The organism is Amycolatopsis sp. NPDC048633, assembly GCF_040650695.1.
GTDB lineage: Bacteria > Actinomycetota > Actinomycetes > Mycobacteriales > Pseudonocardiaceae > Amycolatopsis.
In genome coordinates this window covers 46,990-64,097 of the sequence record NZ_JBEZHS010000021.1, presented here as the reverse complement: position 1 = coordinate 64,097, position 17,108 = coordinate 46,990, and the positions used below count along the sequence as shown (strand labels likewise).

Sequence of the window (17,108 nt, the reverse complement as noted above, 5' to 3'; positions counted from 1 at the left end):
CAATTGACTGTTCGTTCCCTGTGCGGGAGCTGTGTATCAGGCCTTGGGCTTCGGGTGCCGCGCACGGACCGCGAGCGAGAGCTGACGCACCGCGTCGACCAGCAGGATCGCGGCCACGGTCCCGAGCCCGATGGCGGCGGCGAGCATCCCGCCGAAGTACCGGTGCGACTCGAGGATCGCACCGTCGTCGGTGCGCGTGACCACGGTGGCGGACCCGCCGTGCCAGAGCGCGTAAGCGGCCCAGCCGCCGGCGACGGCGAGCACGACCTCCACGACGGCGACGAGCGTCCGCCACGGCTTGTGCAGCCGGGCGCGCGGACCGGGCTCTTCGGGTGGCCAGAGCTCGGCCCCGGTGGGCTGCGGAAGGTCGATCACGGAAGCGATTTTCTCATGCTTCCTTCGGCGTCGCCCGGACGAGCCGGTCGAGCGCGTCCTGGAGGGCTTCGACGTCCTTCGCCCACGCCAAGACCACCGTGCCGTCCGCGAGCTCCACCGGCAGCGAGTCGTACTTGCGCGGCACCGACCAGCCGCCGCCCAGCACCCGCGCGCCGGTCGGCGTGCCGACGTCCGTCACCGAGGCGAGCTGGTCCGCCTGCACCTTCTCCCGGCCCTGGCGCAGCTGCTTCGTCGTGACTTCCAGCGAGAGGAACCGGCGCCGCGCGTACACCCACGGCACCGTGATCACGCACAGCCCGGCGCCGACCAGCACCCAGCCCACGATGTGCACCGGACCGCCCGTGGCGAGCTCGGCCAGCGCGCCGACCAGCGCGAACACCGGGCCCCACACGATGGCGGTCCAGCTCACGCCGGACTCGGCGTAGAGCCGGTCGCTCACGGCTTGCGGCCGGCCTTCGGGAAGTAGCCGGCCACCGACGGCAGGTACATCATGACCAGCGCGATGACGAACATCAGCACCGCGACGAGCGTCAGGTAGTTGATGATCGGCGCGACGACCATGATCAGCAGCACCATGACGATCGGCAGGACGGTGAGCACCGTCCGGGCCGAGCGGGTGCCTTCGCGGGCCTTGTACGCGAAGAGCAGGAACAGCAGCACGAACACGATCGCCCCGCCGAGCAGGTACCAGAGCAGCGCCGTGACGCCGTCCGCGATCATCTGCGGCGTGTACTTCGGGTCGGTGGTGCCCTTGACGTACTGGTCGATGACGGCGGACTTGCTGGTCAGCAGCTGGACGTAGCTGAGGATCAGCACCACGCCACCGGCGAGCCACAGCCAGAACGAGATCGCCACGGGCCGCGGCGGCGTCGCCTTCGGCGCCTTCTGACCCGGCATCAGCGGGTCCGGCGAGCGGCCCTTCTTGCGTCGTTCGTCGTCGGTGAGACCGCTGAGGTCCTCGATGTCGGCTTTTTCGGGGTTGCTGTCCGCCACGCGGGTGAATATAGCTGGTCAGTCCAGCCAGGCAGCGGCCTCGGCGGCCCAGTACGTGAGGATCATGTCGGCGCCGGCGCGGCGGATCGACGTCAGGACCTCGAGGACCGTGCGCTCGCGGTCGAGCCAGCCGTTCGCCGCGGCCGCCTCGACCATCGCGTACTCGCCCGAGATGTTGTACGCCGCCACCGGGACCGGGGAGATGTCCGCGGCCGCCTTGACGACGTCCAAATAGGACAGTGCAGGCTTGACCATGATCATGTCCGCACCCTCGGCGAGGTCCAGCTCGATCTCGCGCAGCGCTTCGCGGGCGTTGCCCGGGTCCTGCTGGTAGGTCTTGCGGTCGCCCTTGAGCTGCGAGTCGACGGCCTCGCGGAACGGGCCGTAGAAGGCGCTGGCGTACTTCGCGGCGTACGCGAGGATGGCCTTGTCGTTGTGGCCGACCTCGTCGAGCGCGCGGCGGATGACGCCGATCTGGCCGTCCATCATCCCGGACGGCCCGAGCACGTGCGCCCCGGCTTCGGCCTGCGCGACGGCCATCTCGGCGTACAAGCGCAGGGTGGCGTCGTTGTCGACCCCGCCGTCGGCGTCCAGGACGCCGCAGTGGCCGTGGTCGGTGAACTCGTCGAGGCACGTGTCGGCCATCAGCACGGTCGCGTCGCCGAGCTCGTGGCGCAGGTCGCGCAGGGCGACGTTGAGGATGCCGTTCTCGTCGACCGCCCCGGAGCCCTCGGCGTCACGGGTCTCGGGGATGCCGAACAGCATGAGCCCGCCGACGCCGGCGTTGACCGCGTCGACGGCGGCCTTCCGCAGCGTGTCGCGGGTGTGCTGGACGACGCCCGGCATGCTCGAGATCGCCTTCGGCTGGTCGAGGCCCTCGGCGACGAACATCGGGAGGATCAGCTGGCGCGGCCGCAGCGTCGTTTCACCGACCAGCCGGCGCATAGCGGGCGTGGTGCGGAGCCTGCGGGGACGATGCTCGGGGAACACCCTTCCAAGTTACTCCGCGCGGTCCGGCGCGAGTTCCGCAAGGGTGCTCAGCGGCACTTTCCGCTCGGTGAATGGCTTGACGCCGTTCGGCCCGGACGATTCGGTGAAGACGTGACCGAGTACGTCGAGCGCCTGCCCGTGCCGGAGCTGGCCGGGATCGTGCGGACGGTCTGGGTCCAGCGCACCGGCGACGCGCCGTACGCGCAACGGCACCTGCCCACCGGCGGCGTCGAGCTGCACTTCCCGATCGGCGGCCGGCCCCGGCTGCTCGGCCCGCTGACCGCCGCCCGGATCGAGGTCGTCCCGGCGCACACCACCCTGGTCGGGGTGCGGTACCGGCCGGGCGCCGCGCCGCCGCTCCCGGTGGCCCTCGACGAGCTGGTCGACCAGCACGTCGACCTGGCGGACGACCGGCTGGCCGACGCGGTGGCCACGGCCGGATCCCCGGAACGCGCGCTCGCGGTCCTGCAGGCCCACCTGCCGCGAAGCCCGGTGGACCCGCTGGTGGGCGCGGCCGTCGAGGCGCTGATGCCGTGGCGCCCGGTCGACATCGACGCGCTGGCCGGTCACCTCGCGCTGTCGCCCAGCCAGCTACGGCGCCGTTGCCTGCGCGCCGTGGGTGTCTCGCCGAAGGTCCTGCAGCGGACGCTGCGGTTCCAGGGCTTCCTCGCGCTGGCCCAGGCCGGGCTCCGGAGCGCGGCCGGGCTCGCCGCCGACGCCGGGTACGCCGACCAGGCGCACCTCAACCGGGAGTGCCTCCGCCTGACCGGCCTCACCCCGCGCGGGCTGCTGGGCGGCAGCGTCGAGGAGTGCGCCTGCGGCCACGACCACTCGGCGTCCTACCTGCCGTTCCTGCGCGATTCGTTCAAGAACGGCCGGCCCGGCGTCCCTAGCCTGGCGCGATGATCCTCGTCACCGGCGGCCTCGGCATGATCGGCGCCCACACCGCCCGCGCGCTCCTCGCTCTCGGCCACGACGTCGTCGTCACCGCCCACCGGCGCGTCGAGGTCCCGGCCTTCCTCGAGGGGCGGGTCACCGTGGAGACCCTCGACGTCACCGACCGGGCCGCGTTCCTCGCGCTGGGCGAGCGGCACGCGATCAGCGACATCGTCCACCTGGCGGGCAGCATCCCCGGCGACGATCCGGTGGACTTCTTCCGCACGGACCTGACCGGCCTGGTCAACGCCCTCGACGCGGCCCGCACCTGGGGTGTCCGCCGGTTCGCCGTGGCGAGCAGCCTCGGGGTGTACGCCGGCCGCCCGGAGATCCCCTGGACCGAGGACCTTTCCCTGCCGACGACCGCCCTGCCGCACTTGATCATCGCGTTCAAGAAGGCGGTCGAGCCGCTCACGACGCACAGCCTCGCGGGCAGCGGCGTCCAGCCGGTGGTGCTTCGGATCGGGACGATCTGGGGTCCGCTGGTGGATCCGGCGTCGCCGTTCTGCCCGATCCCCTCGTTGGTCAACTCGGCCTCGCCGCCCCCGGACTTGCACACCGGCGACGGCGGCGACGTCTGCTACGCGCCGGACGCGGGCCGCGCGATCGCGTTGCTGACCACGGCACCGACGTTGCAGCACGACACGTACAACTTGTCCAGCGGCCGCCCGTTCACCTACGGCGAGTTCGCTGCTGTGATGGGGATCGACCTCCCGCCCGGAGGGGTGAACAGCCCGCACCTGGACATCTCCCGCCTGACGGCGGACACGGGCTTCAAGCCCCAGTTCGACGTCGCGGCTTCGGTGGCCGACTACAAGAAGTGGCGCGAGACCAACCCCCGCTGAACGAACGAAGGCCGCCCCGGCGAACCGGAGCGGCCTTCGTCACGCAGTACTTCAGGAGCGGCGAGCCCGCTTCGCCTTGCGCGGCGGCGGCAGGGCGCCTTCCGCGCGAAGCCGCGCGGCGTGCTCGGCCAGAGCGTCGACCAGGTGCGGGACGTCGGCCTTCTCCGGCTGGACGTCGACGCGGAGCCCGAACTCGACCGCGGTCTCCGCGGTCTTCGGGCCGATGCACGCGACCAGCGTGCGGGTGTGCGGCTTGCCGGCGATGCCGACCAGGTTCCGCACGGTCGAGGACGAGGTGAAGCAGACCGCGTCGAACCCGCCGGTCTTGATCATCTCGCGGGTCTCGGCGGGCGGCGGCGCGGCCCGAACGGTCCGGTAGGCCGTCACGTCGTCGATCTCCCAGCCGCGCTCGCGCAGGCCGGCCGACAGCGTTTCGGTGGCGATGTCCGCCCGCGGGAGCAGCACGCGGTCGACCGGGTCGAGCACGTCGTCGTACGGCGGGAACTCGGCCAGCAGGCCTTCCGAAGACTGCTCACCGGAGGGAACGAGCTCCGGGATGATGCCGAACGAGCGCACCTTCTCCGCGGTGGCCGCGCCGACGCAGGCGATCTTCACGCCGGAGAACGCGCGGGCGTCCAGGCCGAACTCCTCGAACTTCTCCCACACCGCGCGGACCGCGTTGGTGGAGGTGAAGACGATCCACTGGTAGCGGCCGTCGACCAGGCCCTTGACCGAACGCTCCATCTGCGCCGGGCTGCGGGGCGGCTCGACCGAGATGGTCGGCACCTCGTGCGACGTCGCACCGTGGCCGCGCAGGCGCTCGGCCATCTCGCCGGCCTGCTCCTTGGTGCGCGGCACCAGGACCTTCCAGCCGTAGAGCGCGCGGGACTCCCACCACGACAGCTTCGAGCGGTGCCCGGCGGCCTGGCCGATCGTGACGATCAGCGGCCCGACGAGCTCGCCCGCGTCGTTGGCGACCTTCTCGAGCGTGGTGTCGAGGGTGCGCTGGGTGTTGATGGTGCCGTTCGCGGTGACCGCGACCGGGGTCGACGCCGGCACGCCGTTGCCGGTCAGCGCCGACGCGGCCTCGGCCAGGTGGGCCGACGTCGCGTGCAGCACCAGCGGGCCCGGCGAGGCGGCCAGTGCCGCCCAGTCGACGTCGCCGCGGACGTCGACCTCGGTGTGCGTGCCGCCCAGTGCGACGCCCGCGTACGCCGGGACGGCCGCGCCCGGGGAAACGCCCGGGATGACGTCGAACACGGCGCTCGTGCGCGCGACCGCCTGCACCTCGGCCACCACGGCCGGGGTGGTCAGCGGGTCGCCCGCGACCAGGCGCAGCACCAGCCGGCCGGCCTTGGCCTCGGCGGTGAGGTCCTTGGCGACCTCGGTGGCCTCGCCGACGGCGGGCCGGACCTCGGCGCCCTCGGCCGCCATGGCCAGCACGGCCTGGGGCACGTCGGGGTCGGTCACCACGACCTCGGCCTTGGCGAGCAGTTCCTGGGCACGGACCGTGAGCAGGCCGGCGTCGCCGGGCCCGGAGCCCACGAACGCTACGCGCCCGGTGGTCTTTCGCGCGGGGGTCATCTGTGCGTTTCTCCTCTTGCGGCGGCCGTGCGGGATCGCACGGACGCAGGTCTCCTACGTCTTTTAGAAGCGCTCGGTAAGCGCTACTGAGCGGGACCGGAGAGGGCTCCGGCTCCGAGGTCCAGCAGCTCGGCGGCCAGGTCCTTGCCCAGCTGGGCGGCCTGGTGCTTGTCGGCCAGCGCGATGGCCCGGACCATGTCCACCGCACCTTCCTCGCCCTCGATCGCGGCGGTGCCGCGCAGCGAGATCCGTTCCACGACCTTGCCGTCGGCGTCGAGATCTTCGACGATCTCGGCGAGCGCGCCCACCGGCGCGCTGCACCCCGCCTCGAGCGCGGCCAGCAGAGCACGCTCGGCCGTCACCGCGGCCCGCGTGCCCTCGTCGTCCAATGTGGATGCGAGCAGGTGCTCGAGGTCCACGTCGGCGGTCCGGCACTCCACCGCCAGCGCACCCTGGGCGGGCGCGGGCAGCATCTGGATCGGGTCGAGGGTCTCGGTGATCACCTCGACCAGTCCGACCCTGGCCAGTCCGGCACGCGCCAGCACCACGGCATCCAGCTCGCCGTCGGTGACCTTGCGCATGCGGGTGTCGATATTGCCGCGAATCGGCACGATTTCCAAACCGAGACCCAGCGCGTTCAGCTGCGCGATGCGCCGGGCCGCGCCCGTGCCCACCTTCGAACCCGGCGGCAGCTCTCCCAAAGTCAGCCCGTCACGCGCGATCAGCGCGTCTCGCGGGTCCTCGCGCGGCGGCACGGCGGCGAGCGTGATGCCCGGCTCGGGTGCGGTCGGCAGGTCCTTGTACGAGTGGACGATGACGTCGACCTCGTTGCGCAGCAACGCTTCCCGCAGCGCGGAGGTGAACACGCCGACGCCGATCGTCGCGATGGGCGCCATCGACTTGTCGCCGGGGGTGGTCACCTTGACGATCTCGACCTCGACGCCGGTGGCGCGCAGGGCGTCGGCGACGATCCCGGTCTGGGTGAGCGCGAGCTTCGATCCGCGCGTGCCCATGCGAATGACTCTGGTCACTTACTACTTCTTCTCTGGTGGGGGCGTCGGGCTCGCCACCGCGGCGGGTGCCTGCGGGTCGAGGCAGAACAGTTCACGCAACGCGTTCGCGTAGTCGGTGTCGGCCGTCTCGGCGGCCAGCTGCTTGACCCGCACCGTCGGCGCGTGCAGCAGCTTGTCGACCACCCGGCGGACCGTGCGGCCGACCTCTTCGCGGACGGCGCCGTCGAGGTCGGGCAGGCGGTGGTCCAGCCGTAGCAGCTCGGCGTCGACGACCTCGGCCGCGCGGCGGCGCAACGCCGTCACCGTCGGAGTCACCTCGGCGCTGCGCTGCCCGGCGAGGTAGTCGCGCACCTCGTCGAGGACGATGCCGGTCGCCTTGGCCGTCTGGCGGTCGGTGGTCGGGGTGCCGGCTTCGCGCATCCGGCGCTGGATGGTGGCCAGGTCGACCACCCGCACGGCGGCCAGCTCCCCGACCGCCGGGTCGACGTCGCGAGGCAGGCCGAGGTCGCAGACCACGAGGTCGCGGCCGCCGCGCGGCAGCACGTGCTCGGGGCCGAAGACGGCGTCCTGCGCGCCGGTGCAGCAGATCACGATGTCGGCGTCACGCACCGCGTCGGCGACGTGGGACAGCGGGACCGCGCGGGCGGGCACGCCCTGCTCGGTGACGTTCGCGGCGAGGCGGCGGGCGCGGGCGTCGGTGCGGTTGGCCACGGTGATCTCGCCGATGCCGGCCTTGCGCAGCTGCGACGCGCTCAGCGCGCCCATCGAGCCGGCGCCGACGATGACGGCGTGCTTGCCGGTGACGTCGCCGGCTGCGGCGAGCGCTTCGGAAACGACCGATGCGCCGAGCTGGTCGAGGCCGGTCTCGGAGTGCACGCGCTTGCCGACGCGCAGCGTGGTCTGGATCAGCTCGTGCAGCGTGCGGCCGACGGTGCCGGCCTCGCGCGCGGTGGCGTAGGCGGACCGGACCTGGCCGAGGATCTGCGTCTCGCCGACGACCATCGAGTCGAGGCCCGAGGTGACCGAGAAGAGGTGTTCGACGGCCGCGCCGGCGTAGTGCACGTACAGGCTGTCGTAGAGATCAGCAGGCTCCATCCCGGCCTGGCGGGAAAGCACTTCGGAGACGTCGTTGAGGCCGCCGTGGAAGGTCTCGACGACCGCGTAGACCTCGATCCGGTTGCACGTCGAGACGAGCATGACCTCGCTGACGTGCTCGGCCTGCTGCAGCTCGTCGAGGATCTTGCCCACCTCGGGCGCGGGTACCGCGACACGCTCGAGCGTGCTCAGCTCCGCACTCCGATGCGAAAGCCCGACCGCCAACACGCTCATCCGCGCACCACCATTCCCCGTCCGCTGTCCGGACCCGACCCGTTCCGGCCGCCCTTCCCATTGTCGGACGGCAGACCCGTGCCGGGTAATCCGGAATTGCCCTGATTGCCGGCGGCATCATCCGCGCGGCGGGCCACATGGAACGAGAGTATCTGCAGCTCCACGGCCAAATCCACCTTGCGGACCTCGATGTGAGCAGGAACCTGCAGCACGACCGGAGCAAAATTGAGGATGCACTGGACACCGCCCGCGACCAAGCGGTCACACACCGATTGCGCGGCGGTGGGCGGAGTGGCGATCACGCCGATGGAGATACCGCGCTCGGCGCAGACCCGCGGGATGTCGTCCATGTGCGACACCGGGAGGCCGCCGACGGGCACGCCGATCAGGTCCGCGTCCAGGTCAAAGAGGGCCTCGACCGGGAATCCGCGCCCGGGGAAGCCGCCGTAGTTGGCCAGCGCGTGGCCGAGGTTACCGATGCCGACCACGGCCACTTTGTGCTGCCGGGTCAGGCCGAGGATGCGCTCGATCTGGCTGACCAGGACGCTGACTTCGTAGCCGACGCCGCGGGTCCCATAGGAGCCCAGGTACGAGAGGTCTTTGCGCAATTTCGCGGAATTGACGCCCGCCGCCTGCGAGAGTTCCTCGCTCGAAACGGTCGTCGCGCCCTGTTCGGACATTCCGGACAACACGCGGAGGTAGACGGCGAGGCGGGCGACCGCCGCCTCGGGGATCTGCTTCGCCCGGACGGCCTCGGGGGCATCCCCGTTGCGGCCGGTGCCCTCGGCGGGTACCGCGGGGATCTCGGCGGTCGGCGCGTTGTCGGCGTCCGGGGTGTCCTGGCGCCGGGACCGGCGAGGCGGCCGGCCCGGGGAGCCCGCATCGTCGCGCCTCCCCCGCTGTGTCACCACGCCGTTGTCTCCTGCCCGCTGCGCACCCGGCGGCCATCGCCACGGCCGGTCCGAACTGTGTCTTGACCCAGGGCGCGGGGTCCGGTTCGATGCGGACCGCCCGGGGGCGATGGTCTTACGGTAGACCACTTGTGAACGCGCGCACAAAGTCACTGGTCGGAGGCGGTTCCCGGGGACTGGGAAGGGCCCGCCGATCATGACACGGCGTCAGAATCCTTGCCCGGCAGGCACTTCCGGGGGCCGGCGCGCGTCGAGGGTGATCGAGTGCCGGCCGGTGGCGCCGGCCGCGACGCGGCGAGCGGGCCACCGGACACGGTGAACGGCCCCCGGGTGCGGGGCGGCTCAGCGGGCGTCGAGGGTCACCGAGTGCCAGCCGGTGGCCCCGTCCGGGACCGGGTCCGCGCGGTTCTCCGTCTGCGTGTAGCCGTCCTGGTCGGTTGCCCGGACGAACGCCTGGTGCGTCCCCTGCGGCACGTCCAGCTCGATCCACCACATGCGCCAGGTGTCCTTGCTCACCTCGGCCGAGAGCATCGCCGGCTGCCACGCGCCCTGGTCCAGCCGGACCTCGACCTTCGCGACGCCGGTGTGCTGCGCCCACGCCGTGCCGGCCAGCCGGACCTTGCCCGCCGGCACGTGGCCGGACGCGGCCGGGGTGTCGATCCGGGACTCCGTCTTGATCGGCGCCTGCTCGGCCCAGCCGCGGCTGAGCCAGTACGCCTGCCGGTCGTCCCACTTGGCGAATTCGAGGGACTCGACCCACTTCGTCGCGGACACGTAGCCGTACAGGCCGGGGATGACGATCCGCGCCGGGAAGCCGTGCTCGACCGGCAGCGGTTCGCCGTTCATGCCGATCGCCAGCATCGCGCCGCGCGCCGGGTCGAGCGCGACGTTCGCCGGGGTGCCGCACGTCCAGCCGTCGACGCTGGTGGCGTACATCTGCTCGGCGCCGGGCTGCACGCCGGCTTCGTCGAGCAGGTCGACGAGGTCGACGCCGAGCCAGGTCGCGTTCGAGATCAGCGGGCCGCCGACCTCGTTGGAGACGCAGGTCAGCGTGACGCGGCGCTCGACCAGCGGCCGGTTGCGGAGGTCGGCGTAGGAGAAGGAGACCTCCTTGTCGACCATGCCGTGGATCTTCAGGCTCCAGTCCTCGGTGCGGATCTGCGGCACGACCAGCGCGGTGTCGATGCGGTAGAAGTCGCCGTTCGGCGTGATGAACGGCGGCGAGCCCAGCTTCGCGAAGTCGGCGTCCGCGGGCAGCGCCGGCTCGGTGCGGGCGGGGACGAGCGGCCCGACGGCGGCCCGGGAGTCCTCGGCGTCCGAACTGGTCCCCGCCACCTCCCCGACGAGCGCGGCGATCCCCGAACCCGCGGCGACGCCGACCCCGGCGCGCAGGAACTTCCGGCGGTCGAAGCCGCGGTCGTGCACGACGTCCTCGGGCAGCGCGAGCCGGTGCAGCATGGTGAACACGACGAGCCCGGCGACGAGGGCCGCGACCGGCGCGAGCAGCGAAACCTGCCCGAGGTCACTGCGCGCGTAGACGGCGGCGACCCCGGCGGCGCCGAGCAGGAAGACGAGCACCTGCCCGGCCCGCGGCGTCCGGCGCGAGAGCTGCCCGGCGAGCAACGCGAAGAGAATGAGCACGACGGCGAGGCCGACCTTGAGGATCGGCTTGTCCCAGGTGCCCAGGGTCCGCTCGGCCCACTTCACGATCCCGGTCGGACTGTGGTCGATGACGTAGTTGGCGACCGCGATGAACGGCGAAGCGGTGTAGCCGACGAAGCCCGCGACGAGATGCCCGACCCCGAGGGCCGCGGCCAGCGCGAGGAGCCCGATGAGGGTGGCGACGGGCAGCGAAAGCCGCCTCGGCGCTTCGGGCGGCGCTTCCTGCAGAGTGCTCACGCCTCCATCTTCGGAGCACCGGGCCCCGAAGGCGGCCCGATGTGCCTTACGGACGTGTTACGGCTCAAGCCGGCGCCGCCCCCGGTGTCGCGAATGACTCATTCGCGGCGTCCGGAGCGAGGTCATGAACGACTCTTTCATGGCGTCCGGCGACATGAACGACTCTTTCATGACGTTCGGAGCCGGCCGCTCAAGCCAGCGCTCGCCGCAGCCGGTCCTCTTCCACCCGCCAGTACCCGTGCTCGGCGCCGTCGACCAGGATCACCGGGACCCGGTCGCCGTACTCCGCGCGCCACTCCGGGTCCGTGTCCACGTCCTCCGTCTTCCACGCGAGACCGAGCTCGCCGCAGATCCGGGCGACGTCCGCCTCCGCGACCTCGCAGAGGTGGCAGCCCACCCGGCTCATGACCGTCACTTCGTGCGCCATGCCGTCCTTACTACCGCAACCGCACGCGCCGCAGCTTGCCGGTCGCCGAATGCGGCAGCGACTCGGCGAACTCCACCGCGTGCGGCACCTTGTACCCGGCCAGGTGGGCCGCGCAGTGGTCGACGACCTGCTGCTCCGACAGCGACGCCCCGGCCGCCGGCACGACGAACGCCTTCACCGCTTCGCCGCTTCGCTCGTCCACGACCCCGACGACCGCCGCCTCGGTGACCTCCGGCAGCAGCCCGATGACCGACTCGACCTCGTTCGGGAAGACGTTGAAGCCGTTGACGATGATCAGGTCGTTGGCCCGGTCGACCAGGTGCAGGTCGCCGTCGACGTCGAGGTAGCCGACGTCGCCCGTGCGGAACCAGCCCTCGTCGTCCGGGCCGTGGCCGCCGTCGGGCCAGTAGCCGGAGAACAGGTTCGCGCCGCGGATCGACACCAGCCCCGTCTCGCCGTCGGCCTCGAAGACGTCGTCGACGTCGTCCGGGTCGAGCGGCACGGCCTGGTCGGTGCCGTCGCTGTCCACCAGCCGCAGCTCGACGCCGGGCAGCGGCCGCCCGACCGAACCGGGCTTCGGGTAGCCGGTGACCAGCGTCGACGTCACCACCGGCGCGCACTCGGTGAGCCCGTAGCCCTCGTAGACGTCGAGGCCGGTGGCCTCGCGGATCGCGCCCAGCACCTTCGGGTGCAGCGGCGCGGCACCCGACGTCATCCGCCGGACGGTGGCCAGCCCCCGGCTCAGCTCTTCGGTGCCGAGCGCGGCGAACTCGCCGTACATCGTCGGGACGCCGGTGATCGTCGTGACGCCGTGTTCGGCGCAGTCGTCCAGCGTGCGCTGCGCCTCGAAGCGCTCCGACAGGACGGCCGTCGCGCCCACGGACACGGCCTGCAGCAGGCCGGGCCCGAGGCCGTAGACGTGGAAGAGCGGGATGGTGATCAGCACGCGGTCGTCGTGCGTGAGGACGCCCTCGACGCCGCTGAGCTGCTCCAGGTTCGCGAGCAGCGCGCGGTGCGACAGCATCACGCCGCGCGGTGGGCCGGTGGTGCCCGACGTGTACGAGACGACGGCGATGTCCTCCCCGGAGCCGGCCTGGCCGGCGTCGGCGGCCTCGGCTACTCCATCCGGGTCGGATTCCGGAGTGAGCCCGCTCACGCCGTCCGGGAGCGCCTCTTCAGCGTCGCGCGTGATGACAACCTTGGCACCGCTGTGCTCGAGCAGCTTCTCGAGCTCGGGCCCCGGCGCCTGCGGCGACAACGGCACGACGACCGCCCCGGCGCGCAGCGCGCCGAAGAACGCGACCACGAAGTCCAGCGACGTCGGCAGCCGCAGCGCGACCCGGTCGCCGGGCTCGACGCCCGCGGCGGCCAGCCGCCTGGCCTGTGCCTGCACGGCCGCCTCGACCTGGCGGTAAGTCAGGCCCCGCCCGCTGCCGGTCTCGTGCGCGGCCGGGTGGTCCGGCCACGTGGCCGCGGCCCGTGTGAGCAGCCCGCCGACCCCTGACTGCGTCCCCTCTGGAGCACTCACCCGCGGTCCACCTCTCCTCGCCCGGCCCAAACCGTTGCAAGTCTGTCATTCGGAGCGACGTCATGGGTGCTGACCGCGAACGTCGCGTTTGTGCAACCCCGGAGCCACTACCTACTTCGCGGTAACTACACGTATGCTGCACTGCGTCGCGGGGTGTTGTTGATCACCGCCGCGACCGGAGAGAGGGAGTCGCCGTGACGAACTTGCCTGCCCACGAGGTCGTGGGGCATGCGAGCCGGCAGGCCCCTGCTCGTCCGGGTGCCGGGGGTACCGTGGCCCACTGGGCCGAAGCCGCCGCCGGAGGTGCCGCCCGATGACCGTGCCGACCGCCGTGAGCCGTGGGCCCGTCTTCATGTTCGCCGAGCGCGTGTTCGGCCGATCGCCGTCCGTGCCGTTGAGCAGGCAGGCAGTCGACGAGGAGCGCGCCGAGGCGGCGAAGGCCGAGGCCTGGGACCTGGTGCGCGCCGCGCAGGACGGCGACTCGTCCGCGTTCGGCCGGCTCTACGACCGCTACGTCGACGTCGTCTACCGGTACGTGCTCTTTCGCCTGGGCGACCGCGACCTCGCCGAGGACGTCACCAGCGAGACGTTCCTGCGCGCGCTGCGCCGGATCACGTCGGTGAGCTACCAGGGACGTGACGTCGGCGCCTGGTTCGTCACCATCGCCCGCAACCTCGTGCTCGACCACGTGAAGTCGAGCCGGTTCCGCCTCGAGGTCGTCACCGACGAGGTGACCGAGCCGGGTTCGGCGCCCTTCAGCGTCGGCGCGAGCGTCCAGGCTGGCCCGGAGCAGGAGGCGATCAGCCGCGCGACCCGCACCGAGCTGCTGCGCTGCGTCGCCGAACTGGGCGATGACCAGCGGGAATGCATCATCCTGCGGTTCCTGCAGGGGCTGTCGGTGGCGGAGACGGCCGAGATCATGAACCGCAACGAGGGCGCGATCAAGGCGCTGCAGCACCGCGCGGTACGCCGTTTGGCACAACTTCTGCCGACCGGATTGCGCTGATCCCGCGAAGTTTTCGGCCCATCGACCGAAACCGGTAACCCTGACGCCTTCTTAATCGTTACTCCTGCCAGACCGGTGTCAGGACCGGCCACGGGCCCGAGATGGAGCTGGCGCAGTGAGGTTTGCGCGTGAGCGAGCCGACATCGATCGGTTCGCGCGTGCTTTGGAGCCGTCCCCGGTACGCCGGGACGGCGAGTTCGCCGACGAACTGGCCCTCGTCGGCGCGCTGCGCGAGCTCGGTGCGGCCGGGGCCCCGGACCTGGAGACGCGGCAGCGGATCCGCGCGGAGATCGCGGGCCGCCTGGAGACGGCGGCGGCCACCCCACGTCGGAGGTGGCGGCCGCGGACCGCCGACCTGGTGGCCGCCGCGCTCTTCCTGGTCCTCGTCCTCTCCGGCCTGACCATGGTGCTCTCGCGCAACGCATTGCCGGGCGACCCGCTGTACGGCGTCAAGCGGGCCGGCGAGTCGACGGCGCTGGGCCTGACCTTCGGCGACCAGGCGAAAGCGCGCAAGCACCTGGAGTTCGCCACCAACCGCGTCACCGAGCTCGGCGAGCTGGCCGAGCAGGGCGCGAGCCCGACCGACTACAAGACGGCGTACGACGACTTCGCCGCCGACCTTCGCGCCGGGGTCGCCCAGACGGCCGCGGTGGCGACCAGCGACGGCGGCGGCGCGCAGGCGCTGTCCGACGTCCGGCTGTGGGCGCGGAACCAGGCGGCGCGGCTCGCGGCGCAGCAGACCGCCCTCCCTGCGGACGCGGCGACGGTGTTCGGCGACGTGCGTGACCTGCTCGGCAAGGTCCAGGAGCGCACGAGCGGGCTGGCCGCGCGGATGAGCTGCTACGAGATCACCACCGGCACGTCCGACGAGCTGGGCCCGCTCCCGGCGACCGGCGAGTGCACGCAGCGGCCGGCTCCCTCGTCCGGCGGCGAGCCGACATCGGCGTCGACCGGGCCGTCGTCGGCCGAGAGCAGCACCCCGACGCCGACCGGCACCGAGCTGCCGCCGTCGGACACGACGGCGACGTCGGGTTCGCCCCTGCCGACGGGCGGGGTGACGCCGCCGCCGGTGTACGGGCAGGACCCGACGACCACCCAGCGGCCCCCGGTGACGTCGACCACGCGGCCGCCGCCACTGGTTTCGATCCCGCCGCTGCTCCCGGGCCTGCCGCCGATCGTGATCGGCTGAGGTCCGGGCCACACCTGCGACGGCTCGGTGGGCGGCTCGCTACGCTGTGCGAAGGATCCGGACGTTCGCAGGGACGTGGAGGCGGTGTGCGTGTCAGCTTGGCGTGGCAGGGATAAGAGTCAGGAGCTGGAACGGCTCGCCGCGCTCGCGGGCGAGGCGTCGGCCGAGGCCGCCCACGCCCAGGTGGTCGCCGAACCCCCCGGCCCGCCCGCCCCGCCGGACCTGACCGCGGCCGCGTTCTTCGACGTCGACAACACGATGATGATGGGCGCGTCGATCTTCTACTTCGCCCGCGGGCTCGCGGCGCGGAAGTTCTTCACGTCGTCGGACCTGGCCGGTTTCGTCTGGGGCCAGATCAAGTTCCGGCTCGGCGGCCGCGAGAACAAGGAAGACATCAAGACCCACCGCGAACGCGCACTGTCCTTTGTGGCCGGTCGCACGGTGGCGGAGCTGACGTCGATCAGCGAAGAGATCTACGACGAGCTGATGGCGGACAAGATCTGGTCCGGCACGCGCGCACTGGCCCAGATGCACCTGGACGCGGGCCAGCGGGTCTGGCTGGTGACGGCGACCCCGATCGAGCTCGCGGCGATCATCTCCCGGCGGCTGGGGCTGACGGGAGCGCTGGGCACGGTGGCGGAGGCCCGCGACGGCGTCTACACGGGCCGTCTGGTCGGCGACCTCCTGCACGGCCGCGCGAAGGCGCACGCGGTGCGCGCGCTGGCGTCCCGTGAAGGCCTGAACCTCAAGCGCTGCACGGCTTATTCGGACTCGGCCAACGACATCCCGATGCTGTCGGCGGTGGGCACCGCGGTGGCGGTCAACCCGGACGGCGGCCTGCGGGACGTGGCCCGGGCTCGCGGCTGGGAGATCCGCGACTTCCGCACGGGCCGCAAGGCGGCGAAGATCGGCGTGCCCTCGGTGCTGGGCGCGGGCGCTTTGGCCGGCGCGGTGGCGGCCGGCATGGCCTACCGCCGCCGCTGAGGCTCAGCCTCGGAAGACCGACTTCCGCTGCGAAAGCCGCTGGTAGAGCGTCTGCTGGATCGACTCGCGCACCTGGTCCGTCAGCTGGAACACCAGCATCGGGTCTTCCACGGCCTCCGGCTCGAACTGGTCCGTCCGGATCGGCTCGCCGAACTCGATGCTCCACTTCGTCGGCAGCGGGATCGCGCCCAACGCGCCGAACAGCGGGAAGAACGGCGTCACCGGGAAGTACGGTAGCCCCAGCATCCGCGCCAGGATCTTGATGTCGCCCAGCTTCGGGTAGATCTCCTCGGCGCCGATCACCGACACCGGGATGATCGGCACGCCCGCGCGCAGCGCCGCCGACACGAAGCCGCCGCGGCCGAAGCGCTGCAGCTTGTAGCGGGACGAAAACGGCTTGCCGACGCCCTTGAAGCCTTCCGGCCACACGCCGACCAGCTCACCGTTGCCCAGCAGGCGTTCCGCGTCCGCGTTGCAGGCCAGCGTCTGGCCGGACTTGCGGGCGAACGAGCCCACCAGCGGCACCTGGAACACCAGGTCCGCGCCGAGGCCGCGCAGGTGCCGGCCGCCCGTCTCGTCGTGGACCGCCACCGCCGTCATCAGCGAGTCGAGCGGCAACGTGCCCGAGTGGTTCGACACCAGGAGCGCGCCGCCGTCGAGCGGGAGGTTCTCGACGCCGAACGTGTCGACGCGGAACCACTTCTTGTACAGCGCGCGCAGCGGCGGCAGGAACACCGCGTCGGTCAGCTCGGCGTCGAAACCGAACTCGTCGACCGTGTAGTCGCCGGTCAGCCGGTCGCGGATGAAGCCGAGCGCGGAACGGGCCGCGTCCGAGAGCACCTCGGGGGCCGGCGCCGGCTGGTCCGCGCCCGGGAAGGCGACGACCGGCGCGTCCTCCCGCGCGGCTCCCTCTTCACGGAGGTCGCGTTCGGCTTCCGGCTTTTCCCGGCCCGGTCCGTGCAGGGGGATGACCTGCGCCTCGGCACCGCCCACCGTCTCCGCCTCGCTTCCGAAGTCGTCCAAGTCGTGCGCTCTGTAATAACCGGAGCTTCGCTCCGGGCCGGGGGCTCCGCCACCC

General features: G+C 72.1%; 17 protein-coding genes. 5 read left to right on the top strand and 12 right to left on the bottom strand.

What is annotated here, in order from left to right; genetic code table 11:
* Window positions 1–36: 36 nt before the first annotated feature.
* From AB0C38_RS30985 to hemB, 4 genes are read right to left on the bottom strand one after another with little or no spacing between them, the layout of a single operon-like run.
* Window positions 37–375 (bottom strand): hypothetical protein, encoded by a 339-nt coding sequence (locus tag AB0C38_RS30985; RefSeq protein WP_360680204.1) that lies wholly within the window; start codon window positions 373–375, stop codon window positions 37–39.
* A 13-nt stretch (window positions 376–388) separates the two neighbouring features.
* Window positions 389–835: a hypothetical protein gene (locus tag AB0C38_RS30980; protein WP_360680201.1), complete on the bottom strand. Its 447-nt coding sequence runs from the start codon at window positions 833–835 to the stop codon at window positions 389–391.
* Window positions 832–1,389 (bottom strand): hypothetical protein, encoded by a 558-nt coding sequence (locus AB0C38_RS30975; protein WP_360680198.1) that lies wholly within the window; start codon window positions 1,387–1,389, stop codon window positions 832–834. Before AB0C38_RS30975 ends, AB0C38_RS30980 begins: the two co-directional genes overlap by 4 nt.
* 18 nt (window positions 1,390–1,407) lie before the next feature.
* Window positions 1,408–2,379 (bottom strand): porphobilinogen synthase, encoded by a 972-nt coding sequence (hemB, locus tag AB0C38_RS30970; protein ID WP_360680196.1) that lies wholly within the window; start codon window positions 2,377–2,379, stop codon window positions 1,408–1,410.
* 111 nt (window positions 2,380–2,490) lie between these two features.
* Between hemB and AB0C38_RS30965 the strand changes: the two genes are divergently transcribed.
* Both AB0C38_RS30965 and AB0C38_RS30960 read left to right on the top strand, forming a co-directional pair.
* Window positions 2,491–3,285, top strand: coding sequence for an AraC family transcriptional regulator (locus AB0C38_RS30965; RefSeq protein ID WP_360680193.1), 795 nt, complete (start codon window positions 2,491–2,493; stop codon window positions 3,283–3,285).
* Window positions 3,282–4,160 (top strand): NAD(P)-dependent oxidoreductase, encoded by an 879-nt coding sequence (locus AB0C38_RS30960; RefSeq protein WP_360680190.1) that lies wholly within the window; start codon window positions 3,282–3,284, stop codon window positions 4,158–4,160. Before AB0C38_RS30965 ends, AB0C38_RS30960 begins: the two co-directional genes overlap by 4 nt.
* Before the next feature lie 51 nt (window positions 4,161–4,211).
* Here AB0C38_RS30960 and AB0C38_RS30955 read toward each other — a convergent pair whose 3' ends face one another.
* The 7 genes from AB0C38_RS30955 to AB0C38_RS30925 all read right to left on the bottom strand — a co-directional run bounded on the left by AB0C38_RS30955 (window position 4,212) and on the right by AB0C38_RS30925 (window position 12,851).
* On the bottom strand, window positions 4,212–5,744 hold the full coding sequence (locus AB0C38_RS30955; RefSeq protein ID WP_360680187.1) for a bifunctional uroporphyrinogen-III C-methyltransferase/uroporphyrinogen-III synthase: 1,533 nt from the start codon (window positions 5,742–5,744) through the stop codon (window positions 4,212–4,214).
* A gap of 83 nt (window positions 5,745–5,827) precedes the next feature.
* Window positions 5,828–6,757, bottom strand: a complete 930-nt coding sequence (gene hemC, locus AB0C38_RS30950; protein ID WP_360680184.1) for a hydroxymethylbilane synthase — start codon at window positions 6,755–6,757, stop codon at window positions 5,828–5,830.
* A gap of 21 nt (window positions 6,758–6,778) precedes the next feature.
* Window positions 6,779–8,086, bottom strand: a complete 1,308-nt coding sequence (locus AB0C38_RS30945) for a glutamyl-tRNA reductase (RefSeq protein ID WP_360680181.1) — start codon at window positions 8,084–8,086, stop codon at window positions 6,779–6,781.
* Window positions 8,083–8,997 (bottom strand): redox-sensing transcriptional repressor Rex, encoded by a 915-nt coding sequence (locus AB0C38_RS30940; RefSeq protein ID WP_360680179.1) that lies wholly within the window; start codon window positions 8,995–8,997, stop codon window positions 8,083–8,085. Before AB0C38_RS30940 ends, AB0C38_RS30945 begins: the two co-directional genes overlap by 4 nt.
* Window positions 8,998–9,339: 342 nt before the next feature.
* Window positions 9,340–10,896 (bottom strand): molybdopterin-dependent oxidoreductase, encoded by a 1,557-nt coding sequence (locus tag AB0C38_RS30935; protein WP_360680176.1) that lies wholly within the window; start codon window positions 10,894–10,896, stop codon window positions 9,340–9,342.
* A 190-nt stretch (window positions 10,897–11,086) separates the two neighbouring features.
* Window positions 11,087–11,323: a glutaredoxin family protein gene (locus AB0C38_RS30930; RefSeq protein WP_360680174.1), complete on the bottom strand. Its 237-nt coding sequence runs from the start codon at window positions 11,321–11,323 to the stop codon at window positions 11,087–11,089.
* Window positions 11,324–11,333: 10 nt separating this feature from the next.
* On the bottom strand, window positions 11,334–12,851 hold the full coding sequence (locus tag AB0C38_RS30925) for a long-chain fatty acid--CoA ligase (RefSeq protein WP_360680171.1): 1,518 nt from the start codon (window positions 12,849–12,851) through the stop codon (window positions 11,334–11,336).
* Between the two features lie 313 nt (window positions 12,852–13,164).
* On the opposite strand from AB0C38_RS30925, the gene AB0C38_RS30920 reads away from it, so the two are divergent.
* The 3 genes from AB0C38_RS30920 (at window position 13,165) to AB0C38_RS30910 (ending at window position 16,030) form a co-directional block, all read left to right on the top strand.
* Window positions 13,165–13,857, top strand: a complete 693-nt coding sequence (locus tag AB0C38_RS30920; RefSeq protein WP_155548730.1) for a sigma-70 family RNA polymerase sigma factor — start codon at window positions 13,165–13,167, stop codon at window positions 13,855–13,857.
* A 115-nt stretch (window positions 13,858–13,972) separates the two neighbouring features.
* Complete coding sequence (locus AB0C38_RS30915) at window positions 13,973–15,046, top strand: DUF5667 domain-containing protein (protein WP_360680168.1); 1,074 nt, start codon at window positions 13,973–13,975, stop codon at window positions 15,044–15,046.
* Window positions 15,047–15,121: 75 nt separating this feature from the next.
* A complete protein-coding gene (locus tag AB0C38_RS30910; protein WP_360680165.1) occupies window positions 15,122–16,030 on the top strand; it encodes an HAD-IB family hydrolase in 909 nt (302 codons plus the stop codon).
* A 3-nt stretch (window positions 16,031–16,033) separates the two neighbouring features.
* Here the strand turns inward: AB0C38_RS30910 and AB0C38_RS30905 are convergent, their stop codons facing one another.
* A complete protein-coding gene (locus AB0C38_RS30905; protein ID WP_360680163.1) occupies window positions 16,034–17,053 on the bottom strand; it encodes a lysophospholipid acyltransferase family protein in 1,020 nt (339 codons plus the stop codon).
* Window positions 17,054–17,108 lie beyond the last annotated feature (55 nt).

Coding starts and splice junctions, on each gene's coding strand:
- AB0C38_RS30960 (WP_360680190.1), top strand. CDS start 3,282: ATGATCCTCGTCACCGGCGGCCTCGGCATGATCGGCGCCCACACCGCC.
- AB0C38_RS30955 (WP_360680187.1), bottom strand. CDS start 5,744: ATGACCCCCGCGCGAAAGACCACCGGGCGCGTAGCGTTCGTGGGCTCC.
- hemC (WP_360680184.1), bottom strand. CDS start 6,757: ATGGGCACGCGCGGATCGAAGCTCGCGCTCACCCAGACCGGGATCGTC.
- AB0C38_RS30945 (WP_360680181.1), bottom strand. CDS start 8,086: ATGAGCGTGTTGGCGGTCGGGCTTTCGCATCGGAGTGCGGAGCTGAGC.
- AB0C38_RS30930 (WP_360680174.1), bottom strand. CDS start 11,323: ATGGCGCACGAAGTGACGGTCATGAGCCGGGTGGGCTGCCACCTCTGC.
- AB0C38_RS30920 (WP_155548730.1), top strand. CDS start 13,165: ATGACCGTGCCGACCGCCGTGAGCCGTGGGCCCGTCTTCATGTTCGCC.